Source organism: Paraburkholderia phytofirmans OLGA172 (assembly GCF_001634365.1).
Taxonomy (GTDB): Bacteria; Pseudomonadota; Gammaproteobacteria; order Burkholderiales; family Burkholderiaceae; genus Paraburkholderia.
In genome coordinates this window covers 3200280-3223637 of the sequence record NZ_CP014579.1, presented here as the reverse complement: position 1 = coordinate 3223637, position 23358 = coordinate 3200280, and the positions used below count along the sequence as shown (strand labels likewise).

At 62.0% G+C, this 23358-nt stretch carries 19 protein-coding genes and 4 pseudogenes; 9 read left to right on the top strand and 14 right to left on the bottom strand.

What is annotated here, in order from left to right; all coding sequences use genetic code 11:
* Positions 1-76 precede the first annotated feature (76 nt).
* From tkt to AYM40_RS34240, 3 genes are all read left to right on the top strand, one after another.
* Positions 77-2146, top strand: a complete 2070-nt coding sequence (gene tkt / locus AYM40_RS34250) for a transketolase (protein WP_082855464.1) — start codon at positions 77-79, stop codon at positions 2144-2146.
* An 18-nt stretch (positions 2147-2164) separates the two neighbouring features.
* Entirely contained in the window at positions 2165-3130 is a 966-nt protein-coding gene (locus AYM40_RS34245; protein WP_063500894.1) for a D-2-hydroxyacid dehydrogenase, read from the top strand.
* Between the two features lie 357 nt (positions 3131-3487).
* On the top strand, positions 3488-4081 hold the full coding sequence (locus tag AYM40_RS34240) for a hypothetical protein (protein WP_148662393.1): 594 nt from the start codon (positions 3488-3490) through the stop codon (positions 4079-4081).
* Between the two features lie 82 nt (positions 4082-4163).
* Here the strand turns inward: AYM40_RS34240 and AYM40_RS34235 are convergent.
* From AYM40_RS34235 to AYM40_RS34220, 3 genes and pseudogenes are all read right to left on the bottom strand, one after another.
* Positions 4164-5135 (bottom strand): annotated as a pseudogene (locus AYM40_RS34235) (TAXI family TRAP transporter solute-binding subunit); the annotation flags it as partial.
* 32 nt (positions 5136-5167) lie between these two features.
* Positions 5168-6729, bottom strand: a protein-coding gene (locus AYM40_RS34230; RefSeq protein ID WP_148662111.1) for an IS3 family transposase whose coding sequence is annotated in 2 segments (ribosomal slippage) — positions 5168-6291 and positions 6291-6729 — 1563 coding nt in all. Because the reading frame shifts where the segments join, the coding sequence is not laid out codon by codon here.
* Positions 6730-6798: 69 nt separating this feature from the next.
* Positions 6799-7167 (bottom strand): annotated as a pseudogene (locus tag AYM40_RS34220) (C4-dicarboxylate ABC transporter substrate-binding protein); the annotation flags it as partial.
* A gap of 519 nt (positions 7168-7686) precedes the next feature.
* Here AYM40_RS34220 and AYM40_RS34215 point away from each other — a divergent pair.
* The gene (locus AYM40_RS34215) at positions 7687-8733 is read left to right on the top strand and encodes a DUF1254 domain-containing protein (RefSeq protein WP_063500361.1); all 1047 of its coding nucleotides are present in this window, start codon (positions 7687-7689) and stop codon (positions 8731-8733) included.
* An 89-nt stretch (positions 8734-8822) separates the two neighbouring features.
* Here the strand turns inward: AYM40_RS34215 and AYM40_RS34210 are convergent, their stop codons facing one another.
* A complete protein-coding gene (locus AYM40_RS34210) occupies positions 8823-9893 on the bottom strand; it encodes a rhodanese-like domain-containing protein (protein WP_063500360.1) in 1071 nt (356 codons plus the stop codon).
* Positions 9894-9929: 36 nt separating this feature from the next.
* The gene (locus tag AYM40_RS34205; RefSeq protein ID WP_063500893.1) at positions 9930-10586 is read right to left on the bottom strand and encodes a peroxiredoxin; all 657 of its coding nucleotides are present in this window, start codon (positions 10584-10586) and stop codon (positions 9930-9932) included.
* 433 nt (positions 10587-11019) lie between these two features.
* Here AYM40_RS34205 and AYM40_RS34200 point away from each other — a divergent pair, with 433 nt between their 5' ends.
* Entirely contained in the window at positions 11020-11493 is a 474-nt protein-coding gene (locus tag AYM40_RS34200) for a universal stress protein (RefSeq protein ID WP_063500359.1), read from the top strand.
* On the opposite strand, the gene AYM40_RS34195 is transcribed toward AYM40_RS34200, so the two are convergent.
* The 3 genes from AYM40_RS34195 to AYM40_RS34185 form a co-directional block, all read right to left on the bottom strand.
* Positions 11474-12706, bottom strand: a complete 1233-nt coding sequence (locus AYM40_RS34195) for an NAD(P)/FAD-dependent oxidoreductase (protein WP_063500358.1) — start codon at positions 12704-12706, stop codon at positions 11474-11476. The genes AYM40_RS34200 and AYM40_RS34195 overlap by 20 nt on opposite strands.
* 214 nt (positions 12707-12920) lie before the next feature.
* Positions 12921-13589 (bottom strand): DUF6923 family protein, encoded by a 669-nt coding sequence (locus AYM40_RS34190; protein WP_063500892.1) that lies wholly within the window; start codon positions 13587-13589, stop codon positions 12921-12923.
* Between the two features lie 10 nt (positions 13590-13599).
* Entirely contained in the window at positions 13600-14820 is a 1221-nt protein-coding gene (locus AYM40_RS34185; protein ID WP_063500357.1) for a hypothetical protein, read from the bottom strand.
* 130 nt (positions 14821-14950) lie between these two features.
* On the opposite strand from AYM40_RS34185, the gene AYM40_RS34180 reads away from it, so the two are divergent.
* Together AYM40_RS34180 and AYM40_RS34175 are read left to right on the top strand one after the other, a co-directional pair.
* Positions 14951-15718, top strand: a complete 768-nt coding sequence (locus AYM40_RS34180; protein WP_063500356.1) for a DUF899 domain-containing protein — start codon at positions 14951-14953, stop codon at positions 15716-15718.
* An 8-nt stretch (positions 15719-15726) separates the two neighbouring features.
* Positions 15727-16572, top strand: a complete 846-nt coding sequence (locus AYM40_RS34175) for a DUF2182 domain-containing protein (protein ID WP_063500355.1) — start codon at positions 15727-15729, stop codon at positions 16570-16572.
* 131 nt (positions 16573-16703) lie between these two features.
* Here AYM40_RS34175 and AYM40_RS34170 read toward each other — a convergent pair whose 3' ends face one another.
* Together AYM40_RS34170 and AYM40_RS34165 are read right to left on the bottom strand one after the other, a co-directional pair.
* Positions 16704-17708, bottom strand: a complete 1005-nt coding sequence (locus AYM40_RS34170) for a sterol desaturase family protein (protein ID WP_063500354.1) — start codon at positions 17706-17708, stop codon at positions 16704-16706.
* A gap of 48 nt (positions 17709-17756) precedes the next feature.
* Positions 17757-17963 (bottom strand): annotated as a pseudogene (locus AYM40_RS34165) (YncE family protein); the annotation flags it as partial.
* A gap of 317 nt (positions 17964-18280) precedes the next feature.
* Here AYM40_RS34165 and AYM40_RS34160 point away from each other — a divergent pair.
* On the top strand, positions 18281-18613 hold the full coding sequence (locus AYM40_RS34160; protein WP_063500352.1) for a DUF2322 family protein: 333 nt from the start codon (positions 18281-18283) through the stop codon (positions 18611-18613).
* 85 nt (positions 18614-18698) lie between these two features.
* On the opposite strand, the pseudogene AYM40_RS43020 reads toward AYM40_RS34160, so the two are convergent.
* Positions 18699-18866 (bottom strand): annotated as a pseudogene (locus tag AYM40_RS43020) (LysR family transcriptional regulator); the annotation flags it as partial.
* A gap of 28 nt (positions 18867-18894) precedes the next feature.
* Between AYM40_RS43020 and AYM40_RS34155 the strand changes: the two are divergent.
* Positions 18895-19917 carry an aldo/keto reductase gene (locus AYM40_RS34155; protein ID WP_063500891.1) on the top strand — a complete coding sequence of 341 codons (1023 nt, stop codon included), beginning with the start codon at positions 18895-18897 and terminating at the stop codon, positions 19915-19917.
* Between the two features lie 245 nt (positions 19918-20162).
* Here the strand turns inward: AYM40_RS34155 and AYM40_RS34150 are convergent, their stop codons facing one another.
* The 3 genes from AYM40_RS34150 to frc form a co-directional block, all read right to left on the bottom strand.
* Positions 20163-20576: a MarR family winged helix-turn-helix transcriptional regulator gene (locus AYM40_RS34150; protein ID WP_063500351.1), complete on the bottom strand. Its 414-nt coding sequence runs from the start codon at positions 20574-20576 to the stop codon at positions 20163-20165.
* Positions 20577-20664: 88 nt separating this feature from the next.
* The gene (locus AYM40_RS34145; protein WP_063500350.1) at positions 20665-21825 is read right to left on the bottom strand and encodes an HPP family protein; all 1161 of its coding nucleotides are present in this window, start codon (positions 21823-21825) and stop codon (positions 20665-20667) included.
* Between the two features lie 260 nt (positions 21826-22085).
* The gene (gene frc, locus AYM40_RS34140) at positions 22086-23336 is read right to left on the bottom strand and encodes a formyl-CoA transferase (RefSeq protein WP_063500349.1); all 1251 of its coding nucleotides are present in this window, start codon (positions 23334-23336) and stop codon (positions 22086-22088) included.
* Positions 23337-23358: the final 22 nt, after the last annotated feature.

Sequence of the window (23358 nt, the reverse complement as noted above, 5' to 3'; positions counted from 1 at the left end):
TTTCGCCCAATCCGATTCAATCCGCTTTGATTGCCGCCGCCCTGCATGCCAGGGCGGCGTAGAGGAGCCTTTTGTCATGTCCACTACTGAAGCTCAGCCTGCTTCACCGATTGCTTCGCTGGCAGCATCGCCATTGCTGTCAGCTGCGGCGGCGCAAACGCGACCCCAGGAGCCAGCACTCCGATTACCGCTCGCCGACGCGATCCGCTTCCTCTCCATCGATGCGATCCTGCAAGCCGGCGAGGGCCATCAGGGTGTGCCGCTCGGCATGGCTGAAATCGCGACCGCGCTGTTCACCCGGCACCTGAAATTCAATCCCGCCGATCCAACCTGGCCCGACCGCGACCGCTTCGTGCTGTCCAACGGCCACGGTTCGCTGCTGCTGTATTCGCTGCTGTATCTGACCGGCTATGCGGCGATCGACCTCGACCAGCTCAAGACCTTCCGCGAACTCGGCTCGCACTGCGCGGGACATCCGGAGTACGAACCGGCACATGGTATCGAAGCGACCACCGGTCCGCTCGGGCAGGGTATCGCCAACGCGTTCGGCATGGCCATTGCCGAAGCGTATCTCGCGGCGAAGTTCGGCAGCGAGCTCGTCGACCACTACACGTATGCGTTTGTCGGCGATGGTTGTCTGCAGGAAGGCATTGGTCAGGAAATGATTTCGCTGGCCGGGCATCTGCGGTTGGGCAAACTGATTCTCTGCTGGGACGACAACCAGATCACCGACGACGGCAGCACCTCGCTTTCGATCAGCGAAGACGTCTGTGCACGATTTCGCGTGGGCGGGTGGCAGGTGATCGAAGTCGACGGACATGATCTTGAAGCGGTATCCGCGGCGTTGACTATCGCGCGCCTGGACCCGCGCCCGTCGATGATTGCTTGCAAGACGGTCATCGGCCGCGGTATTGCGCGTCTGCAAGGGCAGCGCGGCGGGCATAGCGGCAAGCTGTTTCAGGCAGACGCAGACGCGGCGCGCGCACAACTAGGCTGGCCGCACGCACCGTTCGACGTGCCCGCGGACGTACTGAACGCATGGCGCGAAGCGGGCCGGCGCAGTAGTGAGGAATACAACGCGTGGCACGCGCGCCTCGCGGCTTTGCCAGACGTGCAGTGCGCCGAGTTCGAGCGGGTCCAGGCGGGCGGTTTGCCGGAAGGCTGGCGTGATGTGCTCGACGCTTACCGCAAGCGCGCCGTTGAACGCGACGAGCCGCAACCGGGCATCACAGTGTCGGGCGAGATCAGCGATCTGTTCGCGCGGCTGCTGCCCGAGCGCATGATCGGCTGCGCCGATCTCGAAGCGCCCACGGGCCACAAGCGCCAGTTGCACGCATTCACCGCCGACGACCGCAGCGGTGCATACGTCCACTGCGGCGTACGCGAACATCTAATGGGTGCGATGGCCAACGGCATGGCCGCGCATGGCGGTATCGTCGCGACCAGCGTGACCTATCTGGCGTTCTCCGATTATCAGCGTCCGGCGATGCGCATGGCCGCGTTGATGGGCTTGCCGGTGCACTTCGTGTTCAGTCACGACTCGATCGGGGTCGGCAAGAACGGGCCGACGCATCAACCCGTCGAGATACTCGCCTCATTGCGCGCGATGCCGAACATGCGCGTGCTGCGTCCCGCCGATGCGGTGGAAGCCGCCGAGTGCTGGGCCCTCGCGCTCGAACACCGCGGTGGCCCGAGCACGCTGGTATTTGCGCGCCAGGCATTGCCGCTAGTGCGTCGCGAACATAGCGCCGAGTCCTTGTCGCGGCGCGGTGCTTACGTGCTGGCTGAGGCGGAGGGCGGGCCGCGTGCGGTGACCTTGCTCGCCACCGGTTCCGAGGTCGTGCTGGCGTTGCAGGCACGCAACCAACTGCAGAATGAAGGCCTCGCGACTGCAGTGGTGTCGATGCCGTGTTGGGAAATCTTCGACGAACAGGACGCCGACTATCGCGCCGCGGTGTTGGGTTTAAATACCGTGCGCGTCGGTGTCGAGGCAGCGCTGCGTTTCGGCTGGGACCGCTATCTGGGCGAGCGGGGCGGCTTTGTCGGGATGACGGGCTTCGGTGCTTCCGCCTCTGCGGAGACCTTATACGAGCATTTCGGTATCACAGCGCAGCATATTGTCGCCGAAGCCAAGCGGCATCTGTAAATCATCGAGGAGATGAGCATGCAAAGAATCGTTTTTCTCGACCGCGCCACGCTTGCGCCGCAGATTGTGTTGCGCGAGCCGCGCTTCGATCATCAACTGACCGAGCACGATCGCACGACACCGGATCAATTGCTGAAGCGGCTGGACGGCGCATCGATCGCGATCACTAACAAGGTGCCGTTGACGAAAGAAGTATTGGCGCAACTGCCCGACCTGAAACTCGTCGCGGTCGCTGCCACCGGCACCGATTGCGTCGACAAGGCGGCCTGCCAGCAGCTCGGCATCGCGGTGTGCAATATTCGCGGCTATGCGATCAACACCGTGCCCGAGCATACCTTTGCACTGATCCTCGCGCTGCGACGCAATCTGATCGCTTACCGCGACGACGTGCTCGCCGGCGAGTGGCAGAAGTCGGGGCAATTCTGCTTTTTCACGCATGCGATTCACGATCTGGCCGGCGCGCGCCTTGGCATCATCGGCGAAGGAGTGCTTGGGCAACGCGTTGCGGAAATCGGCAAAGCCTTCGGCATGCTGCCGATGTTCGCCGCTCACAAGGGGAGGGAGGGTCTCGGCCCGCTTTATACGCCGTGGGACGAGGTGCTCGCCACCAGCGATATCATCACCATGCACAGTCCGCTCACACCGAATACGCGGAACATGCTCGCCATGCCCGAGTTCCAGGCAATGAAGCGCAAGCCTTTGATCATCAACACGGCGCGCGGCGGCCTGGTCGACGAAGACGCATTGGTGCAGGCGCTTGACGAAGGTTTGATCGGCGGTGCGGGTTTCGATGTGACCGCGAGCGAACCGCCCTCTGAGGACAATCCGCTGATGCGTGCGGCCGGCCGCCCGAACGTCATTCTGACGCCGCATGTCGCATGGGCGTCGGACGAGGCACAACAGCGTCTTGCCGATCAATTGATGGACAACATCGAGAACTTCGTCGACGGCGCACCGACCAACCTGGTGCAAGGGGCGTATTGATTGGCGGGGGACGCTGCGTCACACTGCAGTCCCCTATGACCGCGGGCGCACAAAATGCCCGCGGTTTTGGCACTATTTCGCGTGGACCTCGCGTCCGTTCAGCACAGATTGTTTTTTCGCATTAGCATACGAAGTGTCCCGTGCCGTTCGGTCGAGTGAATCACCGGACCATTGCCGCTGGACCATCAACGTGTGCGGGTCACGCGAATCATCCCCACATCAACCCATCGCCGGCTCACGCTGGGAACCTGCTGTCCGACGTGTTTTTCGAACGGGCGGCCGTCATCAATCCAATCGCATTGATTGAACGAATCGTTGGTTAATATGAGGAATGTACGTACATCATTGATCGTCGGAGTGCTTCTCGTCGAGTTGGTGTTCGGCGCTTTCTTATTGTTACAAAAAAGCCAGCGCTCGACGGCCGACACCGACACCGACGTCGCGACAAATAGCTCAGCGGAATTGGCCGCGACTTCCTCCCAATTGGCTGACACTCATGTGACCGCGGGAAGCGTGGTCGTTGCAGCGCCTCTCTCCGGCAACACAGTAACTGACCCTAAACAGCCTGCGAGCCAGTCTGCGAACGGGACAGTGGTGACGGAAGCCAGCTTGCCGGTTAGCAGTGCCGTGCAAGCGCCGCGACTGGACACGCATACGCGCGAACCGGTCGTGGTTCATGCCGTCGTCGTGCCGAAGGCCGACCCGGTGCCGCGAACCGATAGCAGGCGTGACAGTCTGCACCGGCATGGTTCGAATCCGGCCGCGTCCGCGATCACGGATGAGCTGGTCAAAGAGTCGGCCAAACTCGATCCGGCCCTGCCGCCGCCGCTGGCCCTGCCTAGTCGTAACGACCCATATCGTCCCGGCTCGAACCCGGTTGCGGCTGCAATGACCGATCAGCTAGTGAGAGAGTCCGCGAAACTCGATCCGGCACTTCCGCCGCCGAACTAGCCCGACCTGAAGTAAGCGCGCGACGCGAAGAAACGCGGGCGGCTATCTGCGTGTGCGGACGGTTGGCAGCTCGTTCGCGCAGCTATTGCTCCCTTGCTACACGGGAAATTCTATCCCGCACTACGCCAATCGCCTGCTTGAGTGCATAAACGTCATGGAAATAACGCTGCGGCATCTTAATCTGGTTGGCATGCGCATCGATGTGCTCGATCTCATCCCGCCATTGCGCAATCTGGTCCGGCGTTGGATGGCTGTTCTTCCATATTTCATCTTCGAGCGCTTTGATCTCGCGATACCAGACAATCAGGCGTTTCTTTATGCGTGCCTCCGCCATGCGCGGCAACGCCTGCAGCAGGCCCAGCAATACAGCCATGAAGGGGAGCAGGATCAATAGACGTCGTTCGATAAAGCTGGCCAGCCAGAACGGCAGGTAGCGCTGCAGGAAGGGGCGCCCCGTTTTGAAGTAACGCTCGCTCTCTTCGGAAACAGGAAATTCCTCGGTGTTCAGATTGGGAAACACGCCGAGCGGCGTGAAGTAATCTTCGCCGCCGTGGACGGTTTTAGCCGCGTCCAACAACAGGTAGGCGAGCGCGGGATGCAGCGTGTCCTTGGAGACGAGCAAAGCCGTGGCGGCGAGCAGCGTGACGTCGGCTTGCGGCAGATCGTTGACGATGCTGGTCGCGGCGCGCGGAAAGACAACCTTGGATAGCGACGGGAATTTCTGCACCAGTGCATCGGCCTGCGCAAAACTCATCAGCTTGAGATCGCTGTTCAAGAGGGTTGTCTGCATGGGCGCATCGGGCCTGCCGATAAAGAAAGCCGCATCCAGTTGACCGTTTTCGAGGGCTTGATAGGCTTTGGCTGCGTCCATTTCGAGCAGCGTTGTATTGTCCCGCGTGATGCCGCTGTACCTGAGCAATACCTGGGAGACGTTCAGCAGACCACTGCCAGGCACACCGATTGAAACCCTCTTGCCGCGCAGTTGTGCCAGCCGGTTGATGGTGGACTCGCCACGGTAGAACACCCAGATCGGTTCATAGGAGACGGCGGCGATGGCGGCGCGTGTCAAGGTACTTGTCGCCTCAGTCATGCAGCCAAAGGCTGTTTAAGTGTGGCGTGCGAGGCCATCGTGACGACTGACTCGCGCTCCGGATTGAGGGTGACTGCGCCGACTGGCGTCCAGTCTCGCGTGCAGCGTGACCAGCGTGCCGGGTTGCGTTCCCGCGCCCGAACATACACCTCGTGACGCGCCGCAAGAATCGCGTGATCGTCGCCGTCATGGCGCTGCGCCGGACTGACGTAGCGGATGCTGCTGTGACGGTGGTCGAAGTTGTACCAATGCACGAAGTCGGTTGCCCAGTCGCGTGCAGCATTGAGATCGGCGAAGCCCGTGTTGGGGAACTCCGGTCGGTACTTGGCCGTGCGGAACAGCGCCTCGGCAAAGGCGTTGTCGTCGCTGACGCGTGGGCGCGAGTACGAGGGCTTCACGCCAAGCCAGTGAAGCATGGCCAGCACGGTCGTGGCCTTGAGCGTGGAGCCGTTGTCTCCGTGCAGCACCGGCTTGTCCGCCAGAGTAGCGATGCCCTCGGCCAGCGCTGTGCGCCGCACCAGATGGGCAGCATGGCTGGCATCGTCGCGCTCGTGCACCTCCCATCCGACGATCTTGCGGCTGTACAGATCGAGGATCAGATACAGGTAAAACCATTGACCGGCGACCTCGGCGGGTAAATAGGTCATATCCCAGCACCAGACTTCCCGTGCTGCGCCAGCGATGTGCGTGGTCGGCGGTCGACCCGCCCTGGGTGCTTTGGCCCGGCCGCGATGTGTGGTTTGCCCATGCTCGCGCAGCACGCGGGCGAAGGTGGACTCGCTGGCGATGTACACGCCCTCATCAGCCAGCATGGGCACGATACGCGCAGGAGGCATATCGGCGAAGCGCGGCTCGTTGGCTACGCGCAGCACCTCGGCACGTTCGGCGACGCTCAGCGCATGGGCAGGTTGCGGGCGTACCGCATGAGGCCTGCCATCGCCCAATACGAGGCCCGCGCCGGTATTCCAGCGCTGCAGCGTGCGCACGTCGATGCCGGCCGTCTCGCAGGCCAGGCGTAGCCGCGCGCCGGCCTTGTGCGCGGTGTGGATATCATGAGCCAGCGACTGGCGATCTTCGAGGCCGATCATTCGTCCTCGCCCGTGCTGAAGATCGCCGCGACTTTTTTTGATAGGACCAGCAGCGCGGCCGTCTCAGCCAGCGCACGGTCCTTGCGACGCAGTTCGCGCTCGAGTTCCTTGATGCGACGCCGGTCCTGCTGGGTCTGCTGCGGGCTGGCGCGCGCCTCCTCGGGCTCGGCCAGCGCCTGTGTGGCGCTTTGCCGCCAGCAAGCCAGTTCATGCGGGTACACACCGTTGGCGCGGCACCATGCGCTCCTGGCAGCCTCATCCATCGCAGCGGTCGTCAGCACGGCGTCGAATCGGGCCACCGCTGTCCAGGCCCGCTCGCGAGCGGGCCTGGACAGCGCATCACTGCGCCAGCGCTCCAGCGTCCCCACGCCTACGCCAACCTCACGCGCAACGTCTTCCAACGTCGCGCTCTCCGGCGGCAGCAACCGCGCAACCGCTCTGTCCTTGAATGCTTGTCCGTATTTTGCCAATTCGCTTTCTCATCATCGCCCCCGGGGTTCACCGATTCTAATGGAGCGACAAGTATTCTGACGCGGGGGGATGGTCTGCAGGTGGTCGGTTTCTTTGGGGCTGGTGGTGCCGGACTGGATAAAGCCCACCTCATATTCGCTGTCAGGATCCTTCAACCGCTCATAGTTTTCGCTCGAACCCGAGGAACTGCGGATATCGAGCTTAATGCCATCGCGTTTCAGGATGGGCGCATAGCGATCTGCAAAGCCGCGATAGATCCCGTTGTCTGCTCCGGTTGTAATGACGATCGTATGGCGGAAGGCGGGTTCGAGTATGACCGAGAGTCCCCAACCTAGTGCGGCCGTCACCAGGATCACGCCGGCGACGAGCAGCCGCCGGCGACCTGGTGTCATGGGAATTTTTTCATTGCGATGAAGCGCTGGGTGGTGCCTGGGCATTGTTCGCCTCTCTCGTTCGGCGCTGCTCGCCAGGTCTCTGCCGCGCGCGGGTGGTGTCCAACAGACAGCATGGATAATGCAGCGCCTTGAACGCCTTGTCCACATCCGCACTCAAGGTGGCGATCGTCGCGATGCGTGATAAATCAGTGCTGCAAGGACTGTTGCGCGCCGTCCGGCACGAACACTTAACCATGCATGATCTGGTCTCTTTAACGGAGCAGCCAGCGGGAATCCGTCGCCGAATGTCGATTTTTTTGTTTTGGCGGAGCGCATGGTTTGCGCGGCATCACGCGACCTGTGCAGCAACGGTATTTAGCCTTTACGACTTGCCTGATACAGCCGATACTCGGGCGGTTTTCGCATTCGCGAAGACCACCAGGTCGAAACCGGGATCGAGCCTGGACGATATGCAAAACGAATTGTTTTTGTCTGCGCGTGCAGACCGGTGTGCCGCTTCAGACAGTACTTCGCCGCCATTGGGATGTTGACGGCTCTATTCCAACAGAAAAAAGGCTATTCATGAAAACGACACTGATCGCCACCTGCGTTACAGGCATAGTCCTCGCAGCCGTTGGCACTACTCAGGCGCAAACCGCCGCGGCGCCGTCAGCGGGAGCGGCGGTTCCCGTTACCGTCGACAATTTTGTTCGCGCGGAATCAGACATGTATGTCGTTGCGTTGGCAAAGCAAGGGGGGCTGGGGAAACTGCTCCATCGCCGGGAGCCGGCATCGATCGACCATCAAACCGTCATCCGGCTGAATCGCGACACGCTCTATTCATCGGGTGTCTTCGACCTCGACGCCGGGCCTGTCACGATCAGCATGCCTGATCCGGGAAAGCGTTTCATGGCGATGCAGGTCATTAACGAGGACCACTACGTACCGAACGTATTCTACGGCGGGGGTACGCATACCTTGACGCGAGAGAATGTCGGTACGCGTTACGTGGTCGTCGCGATACGAACGCTGGTCGACCCGAATAGCCCGGACGACATCAAGCAGGTCCACAGCCTGCAGGACGAGATCACCGTCAGCCAGAAGGCACCCGGCACGCTCGACATGCCCAACTGGGATGCAGTGAGCCAGAAGAAGGATCGCGATGCGCTCCTGGTTCTCGGTTCCACGATTCCGGATTTCAAGCATGCGTTCGGCACCAAAGAGGAGGTCGACCCGGTACGGCGCCTGGTCGGCGCCGCGGCAGCGTGGGGCGGCAATCCTGACAAGGACGCAACCTACCTCAATTTCACGCCGGCGAAGAACGACGGAAAGACCGTCTATCGGCTCTCGGTCAAGGACGTCCCCGTGGATGCGTTCTGGTCAGTGAGCGTCTACAACGCTCAAGGGTATTTTGAGAAGAACCCGTCAAACGCGTACTCGATCAATAACCTCACCGCGAAGAAGGGAGGTGACGGCTCAATTACCATGCAGTTTGGCGGTTGCGATGGACAGGTGCCCAATTGCCTGCCTGTTGTTGCTGGCTGGAACTATACCGTGCGGCTGTACCGCCCGCGCGCCGAAATTCTCAGCGGCGCCTGGACTTTTCCGGCGCCTGAGCCAGTCAACTGAGCTGACGTTTTCTATCCCGCTCGCCGCCGGCATTCGTCGACATGCGATCGGCGAGCCCCGGCGCGACGGTTCTGGATCAGGATCAACCGTTACATGCTGGCGTTTTCGACGACGCGGCCTTCTGCACGCCAGCGAAGCATGCCGCCGGCAAGGTTGGCAACCCGCTCGAATCCGGCCTGTCGCAGCATGATCGTGGCTTGTGCCGACCGTCCGCCGGCCCGGCAGACCGTCACGATCGGGCGTTCCTTCGTGAGCTCGGCGGCGCGCCCGGCCAGCTCACCCAATGAAATGAGCGTGGCTGAGGGGATACGCCCCAGCGGTCCGTCGAACTCGTCGGGCTCGCGCACGTCGACGATCTCGACGGCACGCAGATTTTCCTCGAGCCACTGGGCATTGATTTCCCAGATGCCCGCAAAGCTGCATGTCAGTGGCGCCCAATCGGGCTCCGTCATCTGCGCGGGGTAGCTCGCCGCCAGGCCGCATTTCAGGTTCGCGGGCACCGCTACGTCGATCTGCTTTGGATGCGGCAGGTGCAGGTTCTTCATGTATCCGGCGAAATCGTCTTCACACAGTTCACCGCCAAGGCGTGGATTGAAGCGCCGCTCCTCGCCCACGCTCGTGACCGTCAAGCCGCGATAGTCGTGGGCCGGATAAAGCAGGCACGCGGCGGGCAGCGTAAAAATGTGGTTGTGGACCGCCCGAAACATGGCGTGCGCGTCACCGCGCTGGAAGTCCGTGCGGCCCGTACCCCTGATCAACAGGCAATCGCCGGTAAACGCCATGGTCTCGTTGTCGAGTACGAGCGTGATGCATCCATCGGTATGGCCCGGTGTCGCACGTACTACCAGGTACCTCGCGCCGAACTCGACCTTGTCTCCATGGCTCAGATAGCGGTCCGCGCCTTCGGCGCCGCTCGCAGCCGATATCGCAATCCGGCTGCCTGTGCGGCGATTCAGCATCCATGCGCCGGTCACGTGATCGGCGTGGACGTGGGTGTCGATCGTGTAAAGCAGGTGAAATCCAAGTTCTTCGATCAGGGCAGCATCCCGGCGCACCTGTTCAAATACCGGGTCGATCAGCACAGCCTCTCGCGTTGTGCTATCGGCGAGAAGATACGTGTAGGTTGACGATTGCTGATCGAATAGCTGCCTGAAGGTCAACACGATTTCGCTCCGCGGGCCGCTTTTGCAAGCGCTTTACTTCGGTTGCGCAACGTACCGCAGGTAAGGCTTCACGGTTTTGAAACCCTGCGGATATTTTTGCATCGCGGCATCGTTGGAAACGGATGTTGGAATGATCACGTCTTCACCTGGTTTCCAGTTCACCGGCGTGGCCACCGTGTGCTTCGCGTTGAGCTGCAGCGCATCGAGCAGCCGCAGCACTTCGTCGAAATTGCGGCCTGCACTCATCGGATAGACGAGCGTGGCTTTGACCTTCTTGTCCGGCCCGATGAGAAATACCGAGCGTACGGTCGCGTTGTCTGCCGCGGTGCGTGGGCCGCTGCCGCTCGCCTCGGGATGAATCATGTCATAGAGCTTCGCGACCGTCAGGTCCTCGTCGCCGATCAGCGGGTAGCCGACCTCGTGGCCCTGCGTCTCCGCGATATCCTTGACCCACTCCTTGTGGTCGCTGACGGGATCGATGCTGAGCCCGATAATTTTTGTGTTGCGCTTATCGAATTCTGGCTTGAGGCCCGCCAGGTATCCGAGTTCCGTGGTGCAAACGGGGGTGAAATCCTTCGGATGCGAAAACAGGACCACCCAGTGGTCGCCGATCCACTCGTGAAAACGGATCGTTCCTTCGGTGGTTTCGGCGGTGAAATCGGGAGCGTCTTCTCCTAGTCGAATCGACATCATCAGTCTCCATAGGGCGGGTGCACCTGGATACCAGTGCCGCGGGCGGAGTGCCGTCCCCGGGGCTGTCTGGGTGTTTAGTCAGGCGATTGGTCTGACTTGAGATCACCCGCCGGCTGGTTGCACCGTTTCGCGCTGGCGGGCCATCTGCGGGCGCGCAGCGGATTCAGAGGCTCTCCCCAATAGTCGTGATGCGGGAAAGAGATCGGGACGCGCTGCAGGTCGCCCATATAGGGTAGAACAAAAAAGACTATCGCTGTAGGCCGGAGGTAGGGTGAATCCGCTCTTGTGATGACAAGTTGTGGTTCCCGGCACTGCGTCGGGGTGACTATACTCAAAGAGGCCGCCTCTGGTTCAGGTTCACCCGGGTCAGGTGAGAGAGGCGCCGGGCAGGATTTCAGCGCGAACCGGCCGAGTCGCGGGGGAGACAGGTATGTTCAAGCATCTGCTGGTGCCGACCGACGGCTCGGCGCTTTCTGAGGCCGCCATTCAGATGACGGTAACGCTCGCCGTGGAGAACGGAGCCAAAGTCACGGGACTCCATGTCATCCCGGAGTTTCATATCCTCGCCTATGGCACGGAGATGATCGCGGACAACGAGGACCGAATCATCGAGGCCGCGCGAAAGCGTGCGGATGACTACCTCGCGGTTATCAAAAGGGCCGCTGCGCAAGCCGGTGTCGAGTGCAATACGGTTGCCGTGAATCGCGCCCATCCTTATGAAGCGATTATCAGCGTTGCGGCACAACAGGACTGTGATCTCATTGTTATGGCGTCCCACGGTCGAAGCGGCATGCGGGCGTTTTTGCTCGGCAGCGAGACCCAGAAGGTTCTGACGCACAGTCAGATCCCGATCCTCGTCGTCCGGCAGTCGACGCCAGCGGGTTCTAGAACCGCTCCACCCTGAACGGCCGCGTGTCCACGAGCGTTTCCTCGCCGGTCATCATCTCGGCGATCAGCCGGCCCGTGACGGGGCCTAACGTCAGCCCGTGGTGTGCATGGCCGAACGCGAACCACAAGTCTTTGTGATTTCGCGCGGGTCCGATGATCGGCATCATGTCGGAGGTGCAGGGACGCCGTCCCATCCAGGCTTCGTTGTCGAGACGCTCGCCCAATGGAAACAGCGTGCGCGCAATCGGCTCGACCGCGGCGAGTTGCGTGGGCGTCCTGGGCGCATCGCAGTGCGCGATTTCCGCCCCCGTGGTCAGGCGGATGCCCTTTGCCATGGGCGCCAGCAGGTAGCCGTTCTCGACGTCCAGAACCGGATGATTCAGACAGGCGGCGGCCTGCGGCGCATAGTGCATGTGGTACCCGCGTTTGACGGCGAGCGGCAAGCGGTAGCCGAGTCGCGTACTCACGCGATCCGACCACGGCCCCAATGCGACGACCGCCGATGGAGCGCTGATCGTTCCGGCTTGTGTGTCGACCGCCCAACCCTCACGAAACGAGTCCGCATCGCCGATGAAGAACCGTCCACCCAGCGCTTCGAAATACTTCGCGTAGGCGGTGACAAGCGCGTTGGGATCGTTCACGGAATAGGATGCCGTATAGCGCAAGCCGCCTAACAAGGCCTTGTCGAGATCGGGTTCTTTCTGTTGCAGGTGGGCTGCATCCAGCGATTCGAATTCGACGCCATATTCCCGATGCCACTGTTCAGCGTGCTGGATTTCCGCGTCCCGTACTTCTTCGGTGCGAAACACCTTTATCCAGCCGGTTGGGCGCAATAACGCGCTCGCGCCGGCCTCGGCCGCCAGCGCGCGGTGCTCGTCCACGCAATGCTCGATCAGAGTCGAGTACGACCTGGCGATGGCGGCGTGCCTTGCCGGGTGAGAATTGCGCCAGTATTGCCACAGGAAGGGGGCCGTCTTGAGGATGGCATCGGCATGGTAGCGAACGTCCGGCGACTGGTTGCGCGCGTACCGAAGCAAGGTGCCGAGGTCACGTGGAAACGCATAGGGATACACACCTTCGCGCTGGATCAGCCCGGCGTTACCGAACGAAGTTTCGTTGCCAGGCTGCTTGCGGTCGACCAGTGCGACCTGACGGCCACGTTTCTGAAGATGCACCGCCACGCTTACGCCGACAATGCCCGCGCCGAGCACGACGGCATCGAATTTCATTGTTGTCATCAACTCACCTGTTGCCGGTTACGCGACATCTTCACGTAACGACGACGGGTTGGCAAGCTGACGCCCGCATGCCTCCCTACGTCACATGCTTCAAGAAGTCCCTCAAGCGTTGCTTAGTCGGGTTGTCGATCAGCATCGCCAGTTCGCTCTCCTTCGCAATTCTCCTGTTGGTCATAAACAGCAAGCGTGTCCCCACCCGCCTCGCTTATTCGCTCGCAGACTCGACGGGAAGCTCGGCGCCTCGCTCGGGCCGGCGGACGGCTCGCACCTTCCCGCTGTTTCCGCCGCCGCAGAAGAACTGATCGCCGCCATCGGCTTCCAGCCCTGATACGACTAAGCCGGGCGGCATTTCGAGGCTTTCCAGCACTTCTCCCGTACCAGGATCGACTCGCCGCAACTCGCTCGCGTCATCTTCCCAGGTGCCGTGCCAGAGTTCTCCGTTGCTCCAGGTGACGCCGGTGACGAAGCGGTTGGACTCGATGGTGCGAAGAATCGCCCCTGTTTCGGGATCGACCTGATGAATCTTCCGGTCGCTATAGCGCCCCACCCAGAGCGTCCCTTCGGCCCACGCAAGCCCCGAGTTACCCCCACCGCCGGGCGCCGGAATCGTACCCAGCACACGGCCGGTATCCGGATCGATCTTCTGGATGCGATCATCGGCGATCTGAAACAGATGCTGGCCGTCAAAGGCCGTTCCTGCTCGCGCGACGACGTCGATCGAGCGCACCGTTTCTCCGCTTGCCGGATCGAAGGCTGTCAGCTTGTCTCCGGTAGCAATCCAGACGCGCTGACCGTCATACGTGACTCCACCCACGTTGTCGACGCCCGGAAAGGGTCCATATTCACGCACGATTTTGGCGGCTGATCGATTCATGGTTTCCATCCTAATCACTCGGTAGGGGGGCGGGGAGTAACAAAGTCGTCGTGAATCCGGGCATGGGCGGCGTCATCCAGCGTCGCGCCCGTCCGCGGCCGAACGATTGCACCTTGCCGGCTGCGGCTAGCGAGTCGAGTGCCCGCTGCATGGTGCGCTGGCTGGCGTCCAGCGCAATCGCGAGCGCCGAGCTCGACCACGACTCGCCGTCGGCGAGGAAGGCGAGCACCGTTGCATGCGGCTCTTCGACCGGCCGCGCGAGCACGACGACCTCGTGCGCGCCATGCGGCACCAGCGCAAAGCCCCGCTTCGTCGCGCTCACGCCTGCCAGCGTCCCAAGCAACGCGCGAAGCCGCCCGACTTCGACGCGCAGCCGCGCGCGATGCGATTCATCGGCGTGCTTCGTCCGGAATGCTCGCGCGATGAGTGCGTCCCTCGACACATCTTCGGGCCACGCTTCGGCTAGTGCGCGTGCGAGCGTGAACAACACCGGGCGCCTGGCGAGTGGAACCACGATGTTTGCTTCACGTACGACATAACGGCAAGCGTCCACAACGAGCGCCTTCGACGCCAGTAACGCCTCGACCTCCTCGAGCAGGAGGGGCCGCTCCTCGCCATGCGCGAGCAAGCGCGCCGCTGGCGTGTTCAGCAGAAGGAGTGCGCTTTCGACCTCTGCGATCAGCGACGGGATACCTGCATGGCGCGCGGCGCGCTCGGCCCTCGCGAGCGCAGCGCGCGCTATCTTCGTCTGGAGGCGGCGCATCGCGATCCCCGCGACGACCAGCTCGTGGGCGGCTCGCGGCGCGGGTGGAAAGGGCGCGGGATCGAGTTGGGCGAGCAGGCGCTCGGCTTCGTCGAGGCGCCCGATCAATAGCAGGCGCCGCACTGCGAGATACCGCGCATGCGCGGCGTTCAGCCGGTCACCGTGGGCTTCGAGCGTCGCCCGCGCGGCGTCGAGCGCCTTTGCGGGCCAGCCCAGATCGCGCGAGGCGAGCGCGATTTCGGCTTCGGCGACCACACATCTCGCGCGGGCCACCGGCTCCTTAGGACCGAAGGCGCGCGCCGCACTTCGCACGAGCGCTTTCGCTCGAACGAGATCGCCGAGCTGCGCCATCGCAATGCCTCGCAGCGCGAGGGCGGGCGCGTCGTCGCGCAAGGCGACCCGGTTCAGTGCGCCGAGCGGATCACCCGCCGCCAGCGCCCGTGCCGCGGCCGTTACAAGCGAGTCCATGGTCTATTCGAATCCCGCCACACTTGTCACTCCCACCGTTCGGGTGCCTGTGACTAATCTAGCACGACCACCAACCAGTACGTCGTATCGACAACTGAACGAACGACGAAGGACGCCCAAGGAGGCAAGCATGACCACGACACATACGACCGCGACACGTGAAGAGTGGCTGGCGGCGCGGCTCGAACTGCTCAAGACGGAGAAGGCGCTCACGCAGCAGAGCGACGCGGTGGCGCAGCAGCGGCAGGCACTGCCCTGGGTGCGAATCGATAAGACGTACCGATTCGAAACCGATGCGGGAAGTGCCTCGCTGGCCGACCTCTTCAAAGGACGCTCGCAACTCCTCGTGTACCACTTCATGTTCGGGCCCGACTACAAGGCGGGGTGCCCGTCGTGCTCGTCGATTGCGGATGGGTTCGACGGCACCGTAGTTCATCTGGCGAATCATGACGTCACGCTGACGGCGGTGTCGCGGGCGCCGTTCGAGAAGCTGCAGACGTACCAGCGCCGGATGGGGTGGACGTTCCCCTGGGCGTCCTCGTACGGAAGCGACTTCAACTTCGACTTCAACATCGCGTTTACCGAGGCGCAGCAGCGTGAAGGGAGCATCGAATACAACTACGAGCGTGGCGGACACGCGATGGACGAAGCCCAGGTTCCGGAGCCGGTCGCGCAGTTCGCGGCCACCTGCGGAACCGACCCGGCGACGTACACGCGAGATAGACCGGGCTTGAGCGCGTTCGTACTCGAGGACGGCGTTGTCTATCACACGTATTCCACCTATGCGCGTGGGGTGGACGGCATCTGGGGCATGTATCAATGGCTCGACCGCGCCCCGAAGGGCCGCAACGAGACGGGCGTCTGGTGGAAGCGTCACGACGAGTACGAGACGCGCTGAGCCAGGTGATGGAACACGTTAGAGCAACCGGGGGACGGGAAATGCCGGGACGTCCGATCGACATGCCGGTTTCGCAGCGGGCGTTCCTCGGCGTCTCGGCGCTGCTCTTCGCCGTCAGCGCGGCGGTGACGATCGTTAGCGCCGCGTCCATGTCGGCGATGGGCGAGATGCCGATGCCCGGCGGCTGGACGATGTCGACGGCATGGATGCGGATGTGCGGACAGACGTGGCCCGGCCTCGCGGCGTCGTTCCTCGGCATGTGGATCGTGATGATGGTCGCGATGATGCTGCCATCTCTGGTTCCCATGCTGTGGCGCTATCGCGTGGCCGTCGGCGGGACTGGCGAGACGCGCCTTGGCGGGCTGACGGTGCTAGTGGGCGTGGGGTACTTCCTAGTGTGGACCGCGTTCGGCATGGCCGTATTTCCGCTGGGCGTTGCGCTGGCGGCGCTCGAGATGGCGCTGCCGGCGCTGGCGCGCGCCGTTCCGCTCGCCGCAGGTGTCATTGTGTTGATGGCCGGGGCGCTGCAGTTCACGGAATGGAAGGCACGGCACCTTGCCTGCTGCCGCGAGGCGCCGGGGCGTTGCCTCATGTTGCCAGGGTTGCCCGCCGACGCTGCCACGGCATGGCGGCACGGCCTGCGCCTCGGCGCCCACTGCAGCTATTGCTGTGCCGGCCCGACCATGGTCCTTCTCGTCGTCGGCGCCATGGATTTGCGTGTGATGGCTGTAGTGACGGCGGCTATCACCGTCGAACGTCTTGCCCCACGTGGTGAACGGGCAGCGCGGGTGATTGGGGCCGGTATCGCCGGCGGAGGGGTGTTGCTGATCGCGCGCGCAGTGGGATTGGGATGAGGCCGCCGCCATCGCTAATCGCTCGTTTTCGCTGGACGGCTTTCGAGGTGGCAGCCGGGGCTTCAGTCGCTGTCTGCGACTTGACGAGCGGGTAGCGGTGAGAGCCGCACCCGCCCCATGGCGATGGCAGATCAGTCTGTCACACCGCCGTAATTGCGTTGTCCCCGCAGACGCAGGGCGATGCGGCCAAACGCGCGCCATTGCTGGGCGATCATACCGTCACCATAGGAGCGCCCTGCGCCGTGCGGTACGGGCAACTGGTCACGAATGCCGGTCGGCTCGACGGTAGGGTTCCACGACGCGGTCCTGAACATCATGTCCCACCACGGAAACAGCACGCCGAAGTTACAGCCGTAGCGTGTGCCTTCATGGCCGTAACCGACCGCGTGATGACGCCGATGAAAAATCGGGCTCACGATCACGCGTTCGAGCAGCCATCCATACAGCAAGCGCGCGTTCACGTGCTGCACGCTCTGCATGAAGTTGCCGACCGCGACCAGCACGACGAACTGCGTCGGCTGCACGCCGATGAACAGCGAAATTGCAGCGAAGAACGCGGCCTGAATGATGTCGTCGAGAAAGTGATTGCGGTCGTCGGCCCACAACGACATCTGCTGTTGGCTGTGGTGCACTGCGTGCAGTTCCCACCACACGCCGAAGCGGTGCTGCCAGCGGTGATACCAGTATCCGAAGAAATCGAGCACGATCAGATAGATGAGGAACGACACTACCGGTTGATCGGTGACCCCGGGCCACAGCCCGTCGATATCGATGTTCGGCACGTCGTAGATCGCCATCAGGCTCTGCCAGTGATCGAACAGCGGCTGCAGCATGAAGAAGAACGCGATATTGATGATGCCGAGCTTGGCGATCCACGTGTAGATCACATCGGCTCGCAGCGCTTTTCGATCGGACCACGCTTCGATGGGACGCAGCGCTTCCAGCGGCCGCAAGGCGATATAAGTGATCAGTATTTCCAGCACGCCGATGATCACCCAATAGAGCGCATCGTAGGTGTCCTCGTCGTATCCCATCAGGCCGAAGCGGTAGAAAAACGGCTGTACCACGTCGACGTACAGGAGTGTCTGTAACGCCGAGATGCCATTGTCGAGTTGCGCGACGATTTCGTGAATCATCGAAAACCTCTTGAAATTGCGGGTGCTGTTATCAAAACGAAAGTCTGGTCAGTCTGGATTGGGCGCATACACGGGTGCACGGTTGGCAAAATACAAACCGTGCGGTGAGCGTCCGACCGCGATTGTGTCGATAAGTTTATGGGTTGTCAGATCAATGATGCCGACATGCCGCGAAAAACGGAATGTGACCCACAGGTAGCGGTGATCCGCGGACAGTTCCATGTCGTCAGGGCCAGGCATGAGTCCGGTGATGTCGGCTGCCTGCGCCGGCATCGCCATGGTTAGCGTGCAGTAAGTTAGCGCGGCAAGTGCGCAGGCCTTTGTAATCGAAGCGATAGAAATTGGCATCTGAACGATAGACTGGCGGGAAAACAAATTGGGGGAACATCGTGGTGGCGGGCGCAGGCGGATTCAGCGTGCGTTGACCGCGCTCAAACCGTTGGCGGCTTAACGCGCCAGTTCGCTCTGCCGATGACACGCGACACTTTGTTATTTATATGAAGGGTTCGGCGATGGCTGGGGCCAGTAAGATACGGCTCGCCGAATTTTTCCGAATAGAAGGAGTGTTTTCAGTGATTCAACCGAGCAACGTGTTCAAGGATAACCTCGCCCAACTGCCTGCCATTGACGGTATCGCACGTATCGATCTGCTCGACGGCAAGGGCGCCGTGGTGGCAAGCATCGAGAACAAGCCGGGCAAGCAGGGCTCGCTGGCGGTGTACCACTATCTGCAGCAGACCTTTGGCACGCTGGACGCCAAGGCGGCCGAACACGGCCTTGCGGTGTTCGCCGAGCATACGGCCGACGCGCGCAACCGTCCGGGTGCACACCCGAACGTCGACCATCTGCTCGCGATTGCGGCCGGTGCGGAAGCGTTGCGCATCGACGTCGTCGCAGCCGGCTAGGCGCACCACTGTTGCGCGGCGCGGCGTGGATCGCGTGACACCGGGCCGCGCCATAACCCGTATCGATTCACGCTAGCGTTCCGGTCTACGAATGAGTGCCTGAATCGTTGGCGGCAAGAATAAAATCAACGAATGCCCGGAGCGGAGCCGGCATGTGCGTTCGGCTCGGGTAGTACAGAAACGGTCCGGTGAAGGATTGACACCACTCATCGAGCACCGGCGCGAGCGCGCCTTGCTCTATGGCCGGCCGCAGAAACGCGGCGCAACTTCCGAGGCACATCATGAAACAACTTCAACTAGGTAAGACGGGTCCGCTAAGCTCTGCGATCGGTCTTGGCTGCATGGGTATGTCAGGCATGTACGGTCCCTCCGACCGCGCCGAAAGCATCGCAACGATTCACGCCGCGCTCGAAGCCGGCATCACGCTGCTCGATACGGGCGATTTCTATGGCTCCGGCCACAACGAAATCCTGATTGGCGAGGCCCTCAAGAGCGCGCCGCCGTCACGTCGCGATGCGGCGATCGTCAGCGTGAAATTCGGGGCCATGCGCGACCCGGCAGGGGGCTGGTCGCTCTACGATGCACGTCCCGCAGCGGTCAAAAATTTTCTCGCCTATTCGCTGCAGCGGCTGGGCGTCGATCATATCGACATCTACCGTTCCGCGCGGCTCGATCCCAACGTGCCGGTCGAAGACACGGTTGGAGCGATTGCCGACATGATCAAGGCCGGCTATGTGCGGCACGTCGGTTTGTCCGAAGTGGGCGCCACGACCATTCGCCGTGCGGCAGCGGTGCATCCCGTGAGCGATCTGCAGATCGAGTACTCGCTGATTTCGCGCGGCATTGAAGACGAGATCCTGCCGACGTGCCGCGAGCTCGGGATCGGCGTGACGGCGTATGGCGTATTGTCCCGCGGCCTGATTAGCGGCCATTGGAGCAAGGATTCCGCGGGGAAAGGCGATTTTCGCGCTATGAGTCCGCGGTTCCAGGGGGACAATGTCGATCACAATCTCGCGCTCGTGGATGCGCTGCGCAAGGTGGCTGATGCAAAAGGCGTCTCGGTTGCGCAGATTGCGATTGCGTGGGTTGCAGCGCAGGGCAGCGATATCGTGCCGCTCGTTGGGGCGCGCCGGCGCGATCGTCTTGCGGAAGCGCTCGGTGCGGTTGACGTGACGCTCACCGCGGAAGATCTCGCTGCGATCGCACAGGCAGTACCGATCGGGGCTGCCGCGGGTGAGCGTTACGCGGCGGCGCAGATGGCGCATCTCGACAGCGAACAGGGTAGCCGCGGACACACTGCCTGACGCGCTGACGCCGCGAACGTCATTCGCTCCGATTCAAGAAGCCACGCTATCTAGCAGCGGGCGGCGGATGCGAAACCGTTCGAAGGGCCGTCGCTCACGAGCGCGGCAGCACAACGATCGAGACTACATCGCATCATAATTTTTATATATCATCATGTGATGTATATGCGCTTTACTCCGGCACCCTGCATGGTTTGACCCCGATGTGTTCGCGTCAAAGGAGGGGCTTCGAGACTCATGGGGACTCAGAAATCAATCTGAGGGACGTTAAAGGCGCCTTTGAGCGACTTCAGTTCGGCGCGGTGCATCTCGGCGAGACGGGCAAGCACCAGTTCGCCCGCTTTCAACAAATGAACCTCGACCTGGCGGCGGTCGGTCTCACTGACCTTTCTGCGGACCAGATCGAGTGCCTCACAGCGGGATACGAGCGCAACCACACCGTGATGCTGCGCCTGGAGCCTTTCCGCAAGCTCGCCGACGGTGGCCCATTCGCGCTCCGGATAGCCCTTGATGTGCAGGAGCAGCAGATACTGCAATGGTGTAATGCCTTCGCCCTGGGCGGCCTGCTCAGAAAAACGCTCGAAGCGCCGCATCTGGTAGCGAAACTCGGACAGCTGCTCGAAGTCCGTCTTGGTCAAGCCGCGAGCGAGTGCTTTCATCGGAGTTCTGTGAAGAAAAGGTAGGGTGAAAAGTATATCATGTCATGATATTTGCGCCTGTATTCAACTCTGGTGACGGGGGCAGCGGCTATGCAGCGGTGTGTCGCTGCTGGGCGTAAGCCTGGCGGTACAGCCCCGCGATGAGGTCGGCCTGCGTGATCATTCCGGCAAGCCGCTGATTCGAATCCAGAACCGGGATATGGTGGTGCCCGTAGTTCGCGAACACGGGCACCAGCTCGACGATCGGTGTCGTCGCGTCGACCGTATGAACGTCGACGTTCATCAAGGCGCCGACCAGCGGCGCCGGGGTGATGCTGCGCCGGAACCAGCGTTGCATGGGAGACGACAGAGCGGCCCCTTTGCTGAACGCGCGTTTGTCGACGAGGTCTGCGCGGGTCACGATGCCGATAACGTGCTGCCTCTCGTCAGTGACCGGGAGTGCCTTGATACGGCTTTGTTTCAGCAGACTCCATGCGGCGGAAGCTCTCGTGGCTGCCGATACGGCGACCAGGGAGCACGACATGATGTCCGCGCAGGTCAGTTCGTTGAATATGCGGGCATAGGCCTGCAACTGAACATCGCGCAGCAGGGATTCCAGATCGTCCGTGTCGATATCGAGCAATTCGCCGCGCCGGTTCAGCACCGACTCGAGGTCCGCGCGCGTGAAGCCTTCGTTCGCCGCCGGGGCCGCCGCGCCTTTGCCCGAAGTCTGGGCGACGTGCGGGTATCGATGCCCGGTAGCCGCGTGGTAGGCGATGGCAGCGCATAGCAGCGCTACGGACTGGATCGCAATCGGTTCGGCCACAAAGCGGTAGCCCAGCGCGTGCACCGCCGGACCGCCAAGGACCGCGGTCAGCGCAACCGCGCCCGACGGGGGGTGAACACATCGCAGCGCGAACATCGCACAGATCGCCAGCGCCACGGCCAGAGCGGCGGCGCCCACCGGATCGGCGATCCAGCTTGCACAGGCAACGCCGACCGTGGCGGAGACGATATTGCCGCCGATGATGGACCACGGTTGCGCAAGCGGACTGGCCGGAACCGCGAATAGCAGCACGGCCGAAGCACCCATTGGAGCCACAAGGAGCGGAATGTTTGCCGCCGGTCCGAGAAGGACGTGCATTGTCCCGCCGGTGAACGCAATCCCCAGCAATGCGCCGAGACACGATCTGAAGCGTTCTGGCCACCGGACGGCAATGGGGTGGGGAGTAAAGCTGGAAAGCCAGCGAATAAGAGCGTAGCGGGACAAGGTTCAGGTAGGAAAGGGGGGTATCCCGTGGGACGCCACCGCACCTTGCGGGAAAATCCTCACGAAGCGAAAGAACGTGTCGTCATGATTGTAGTTCATTGTGATATAAAAATACGTTTCGGATCGTCGCGATCCGAAACGTACTGATCACAGGGTCAGACTGATTCTGCGTCTGGTGCAGAAATACAGCACCCGCGAAGGATGCCCTATCCGCAGACCCGTGCAACCACGCGGGCCCGCGGCGCGACACCGCGATACCGTTAAACCGCTTTGACTTCGCGCAGGTTGAAGATGTCCTGCTTGGTGTAGCCAAGGCTCGCCAGCACTTCGTCCGTATGTTCGCCGAGCAGCGGCGACGCGGTGACTTCCGGCTTCATATCCGAGAACTTGATCGGGCTGCCCACCGTCAGATACGAGCCGCGCTTCTTGTGCGGCACTTCGACAATCGTGCCGCTCGCGCGCAACGACGGATCGTTGGCCAGTTCCTTCATCGTCAGCACTGGCGCGCACGGAATGTCGAATTTGCGCAAGATGTCGACCGCTTCGAATTTGGTCTTGTCGGCGAGCCACGCTTCGATGGTTTTGAATATCCCGAAGATATGCGGTTGACGCGCTTCGGCAGTCTTGTAGGCCGGGTCGTCGATCCACTCGGGTTTGCCCAGTGCCTTGCAGATCGGCTCCCACGCATGGCCCTGGATCGTGAAGTAGATGTAGGCGTTCGGATCCGTTTCCCAACCCTTGCACTTGAGCACCCAGCCCGGCTGGCCGCCGCCGCCCGCATTGCCGCCGCGCGGCACCACATCGCTGAATTCGCCGTGCGGATATTGCGGATATTCCTCGAGGTAACCCACGCGCTCCAGCCGCTGCTGGTCCCGCAGCTTCACGCGGCACAGGTTCAGCACGCTGTCCTGCATCGATACGGCGACCTTCTGGCCTTTGCCGGTTTTGTCGCGTCCAAGCAGTGCGGTCAGAATGCCGATCGCCAGATGCATGCCGGTGTTGCTGTCGCCGAGCGCTGCGGCGCTGATAGTCGGCGGACCGTCCCAGAAGCCGGTGGTGGACGCCGCGCCCCCTGCGCATTGCGCGACGTTTTCGTAGACCTTGAGGTCGTCGTAGTGATGGCCGTCGCTGAAGCCCTTCACCGAAGCGACGATCATCTTCGGATTGAGTTCGTTGAGGCGTTCCCACGAAAAGCCCATCCGATCCAACGCGCCTGGGCCAAAATTCTCGACCAGCACGTCCGATTCGCGGATCAGTTTTTCGAGTACCTCCTTGCCTTCGGGCTTTTTCGTGTCCAGTGTCAGCGACTTCTTGTTGCTGTTGAGCATGGTGAAGTAAAGCGCGTCGGCGTCGGGGATGTCGCGCAACTGGTTGCGCGTGACGTCGCCCGAACCCGGTCGTTCAACCTTGATTACGTCGGCGCCGAACCAGGCGAGCAACTGGGTGCAGGCGGGGCCGGCCTGAACGTGGGTGAAGTCGATGATCTTGATGCCTTCGAGAGGTTTGGTCACTTTGATATCTCCTTGGTTACGC

What these genes read in the sequence shown, in the direction of transcription:
- tkt (WP_082855464.1), top strand. Translation starts at nt 77, where the DNA reads ATGTCCACTACTGAAGCTCAGCCTGCTTCACCGATTGCTTCGCTGGCA.
- AYM40_RS34245 (WP_063500894.1), top strand. Translation starts at nt 2,165, where the DNA reads ATGCAAAGAATCGTTTTTCTCGACCGCGCCACGCTTGCGCCGCAGATT.
- AYM40_RS34215 (WP_063500361.1), top strand. Translation starts at nt 7,687, where the DNA reads ATGAAAACGACACTGATCGCCACCTGCGTTACAGGCATAGTCCTCGCA.
- AYM40_RS34205 (WP_063500893.1), bottom strand. Translation starts at nt 10,586, where the DNA reads ATGTCGATTCGACTAGGAGAAGACGCTCCCGATTTCACCGCCGAAACC.
- AYM40_RS34200 (WP_063500359.1), top strand. Translation starts at nt 11,020, where the DNA reads ATGTTCAAGCATCTGCTGGTGCCGACCGACGGCTCGGCGCTTTCTGAG.
- AYM40_RS34195 (WP_063500358.1), bottom strand. Translation starts at nt 12,706, where the DNA reads ATGAAATTCGATGCCGTCGTGCTCGGCGCGGGCATTGTCGGCGTAAGC.
- AYM40_RS34190 (WP_063500892.1), bottom strand. Translation starts at nt 13,589, where the DNA reads ATGAATCGATCAGCCGCCAAAATCGTGCGTGAATATGGACCCTTTCCG.
- AYM40_RS34185 (WP_063500357.1), bottom strand. Translation starts at nt 14,820, where the DNA reads ATGGACTCGCTTGTAACGGCCGCGGCACGGGCGCTGGCGGCGGGTGAT.
- AYM40_RS34180 (WP_063500356.1), top strand. Translation starts at nt 14,951, where the DNA reads ATGACCACGACACATACGACCGCGACACGTGAAGAGTGGCTGGCGGCG.
- AYM40_RS34175 (WP_063500355.1), top strand. Translation starts at nt 15,727, where the DNA reads ATGGAACACGTTAGAGCAACCGGGGGACGGGAAATGCCGGGACGTCCG.
- AYM40_RS34170 (WP_063500354.1), bottom strand. Translation starts at nt 17,708, where the DNA reads ATGATTCACGAAATCGTCGCGCAACTCGACAATGGCATCTCGGCGTTA.
- AYM40_RS34155 (WP_063500891.1), top strand. Translation starts at nt 18,895, where the DNA reads ATGAAACAACTTCAACTAGGTAAGACGGGTCCGCTAAGCTCTGCGATC.
- AYM40_RS34150 (WP_063500351.1), bottom strand. Translation starts at nt 20,576, where the DNA reads ATGAAAGCACTCGCTCGCGGCTTGACCAAGACGGACTTCGAGCAGCTG.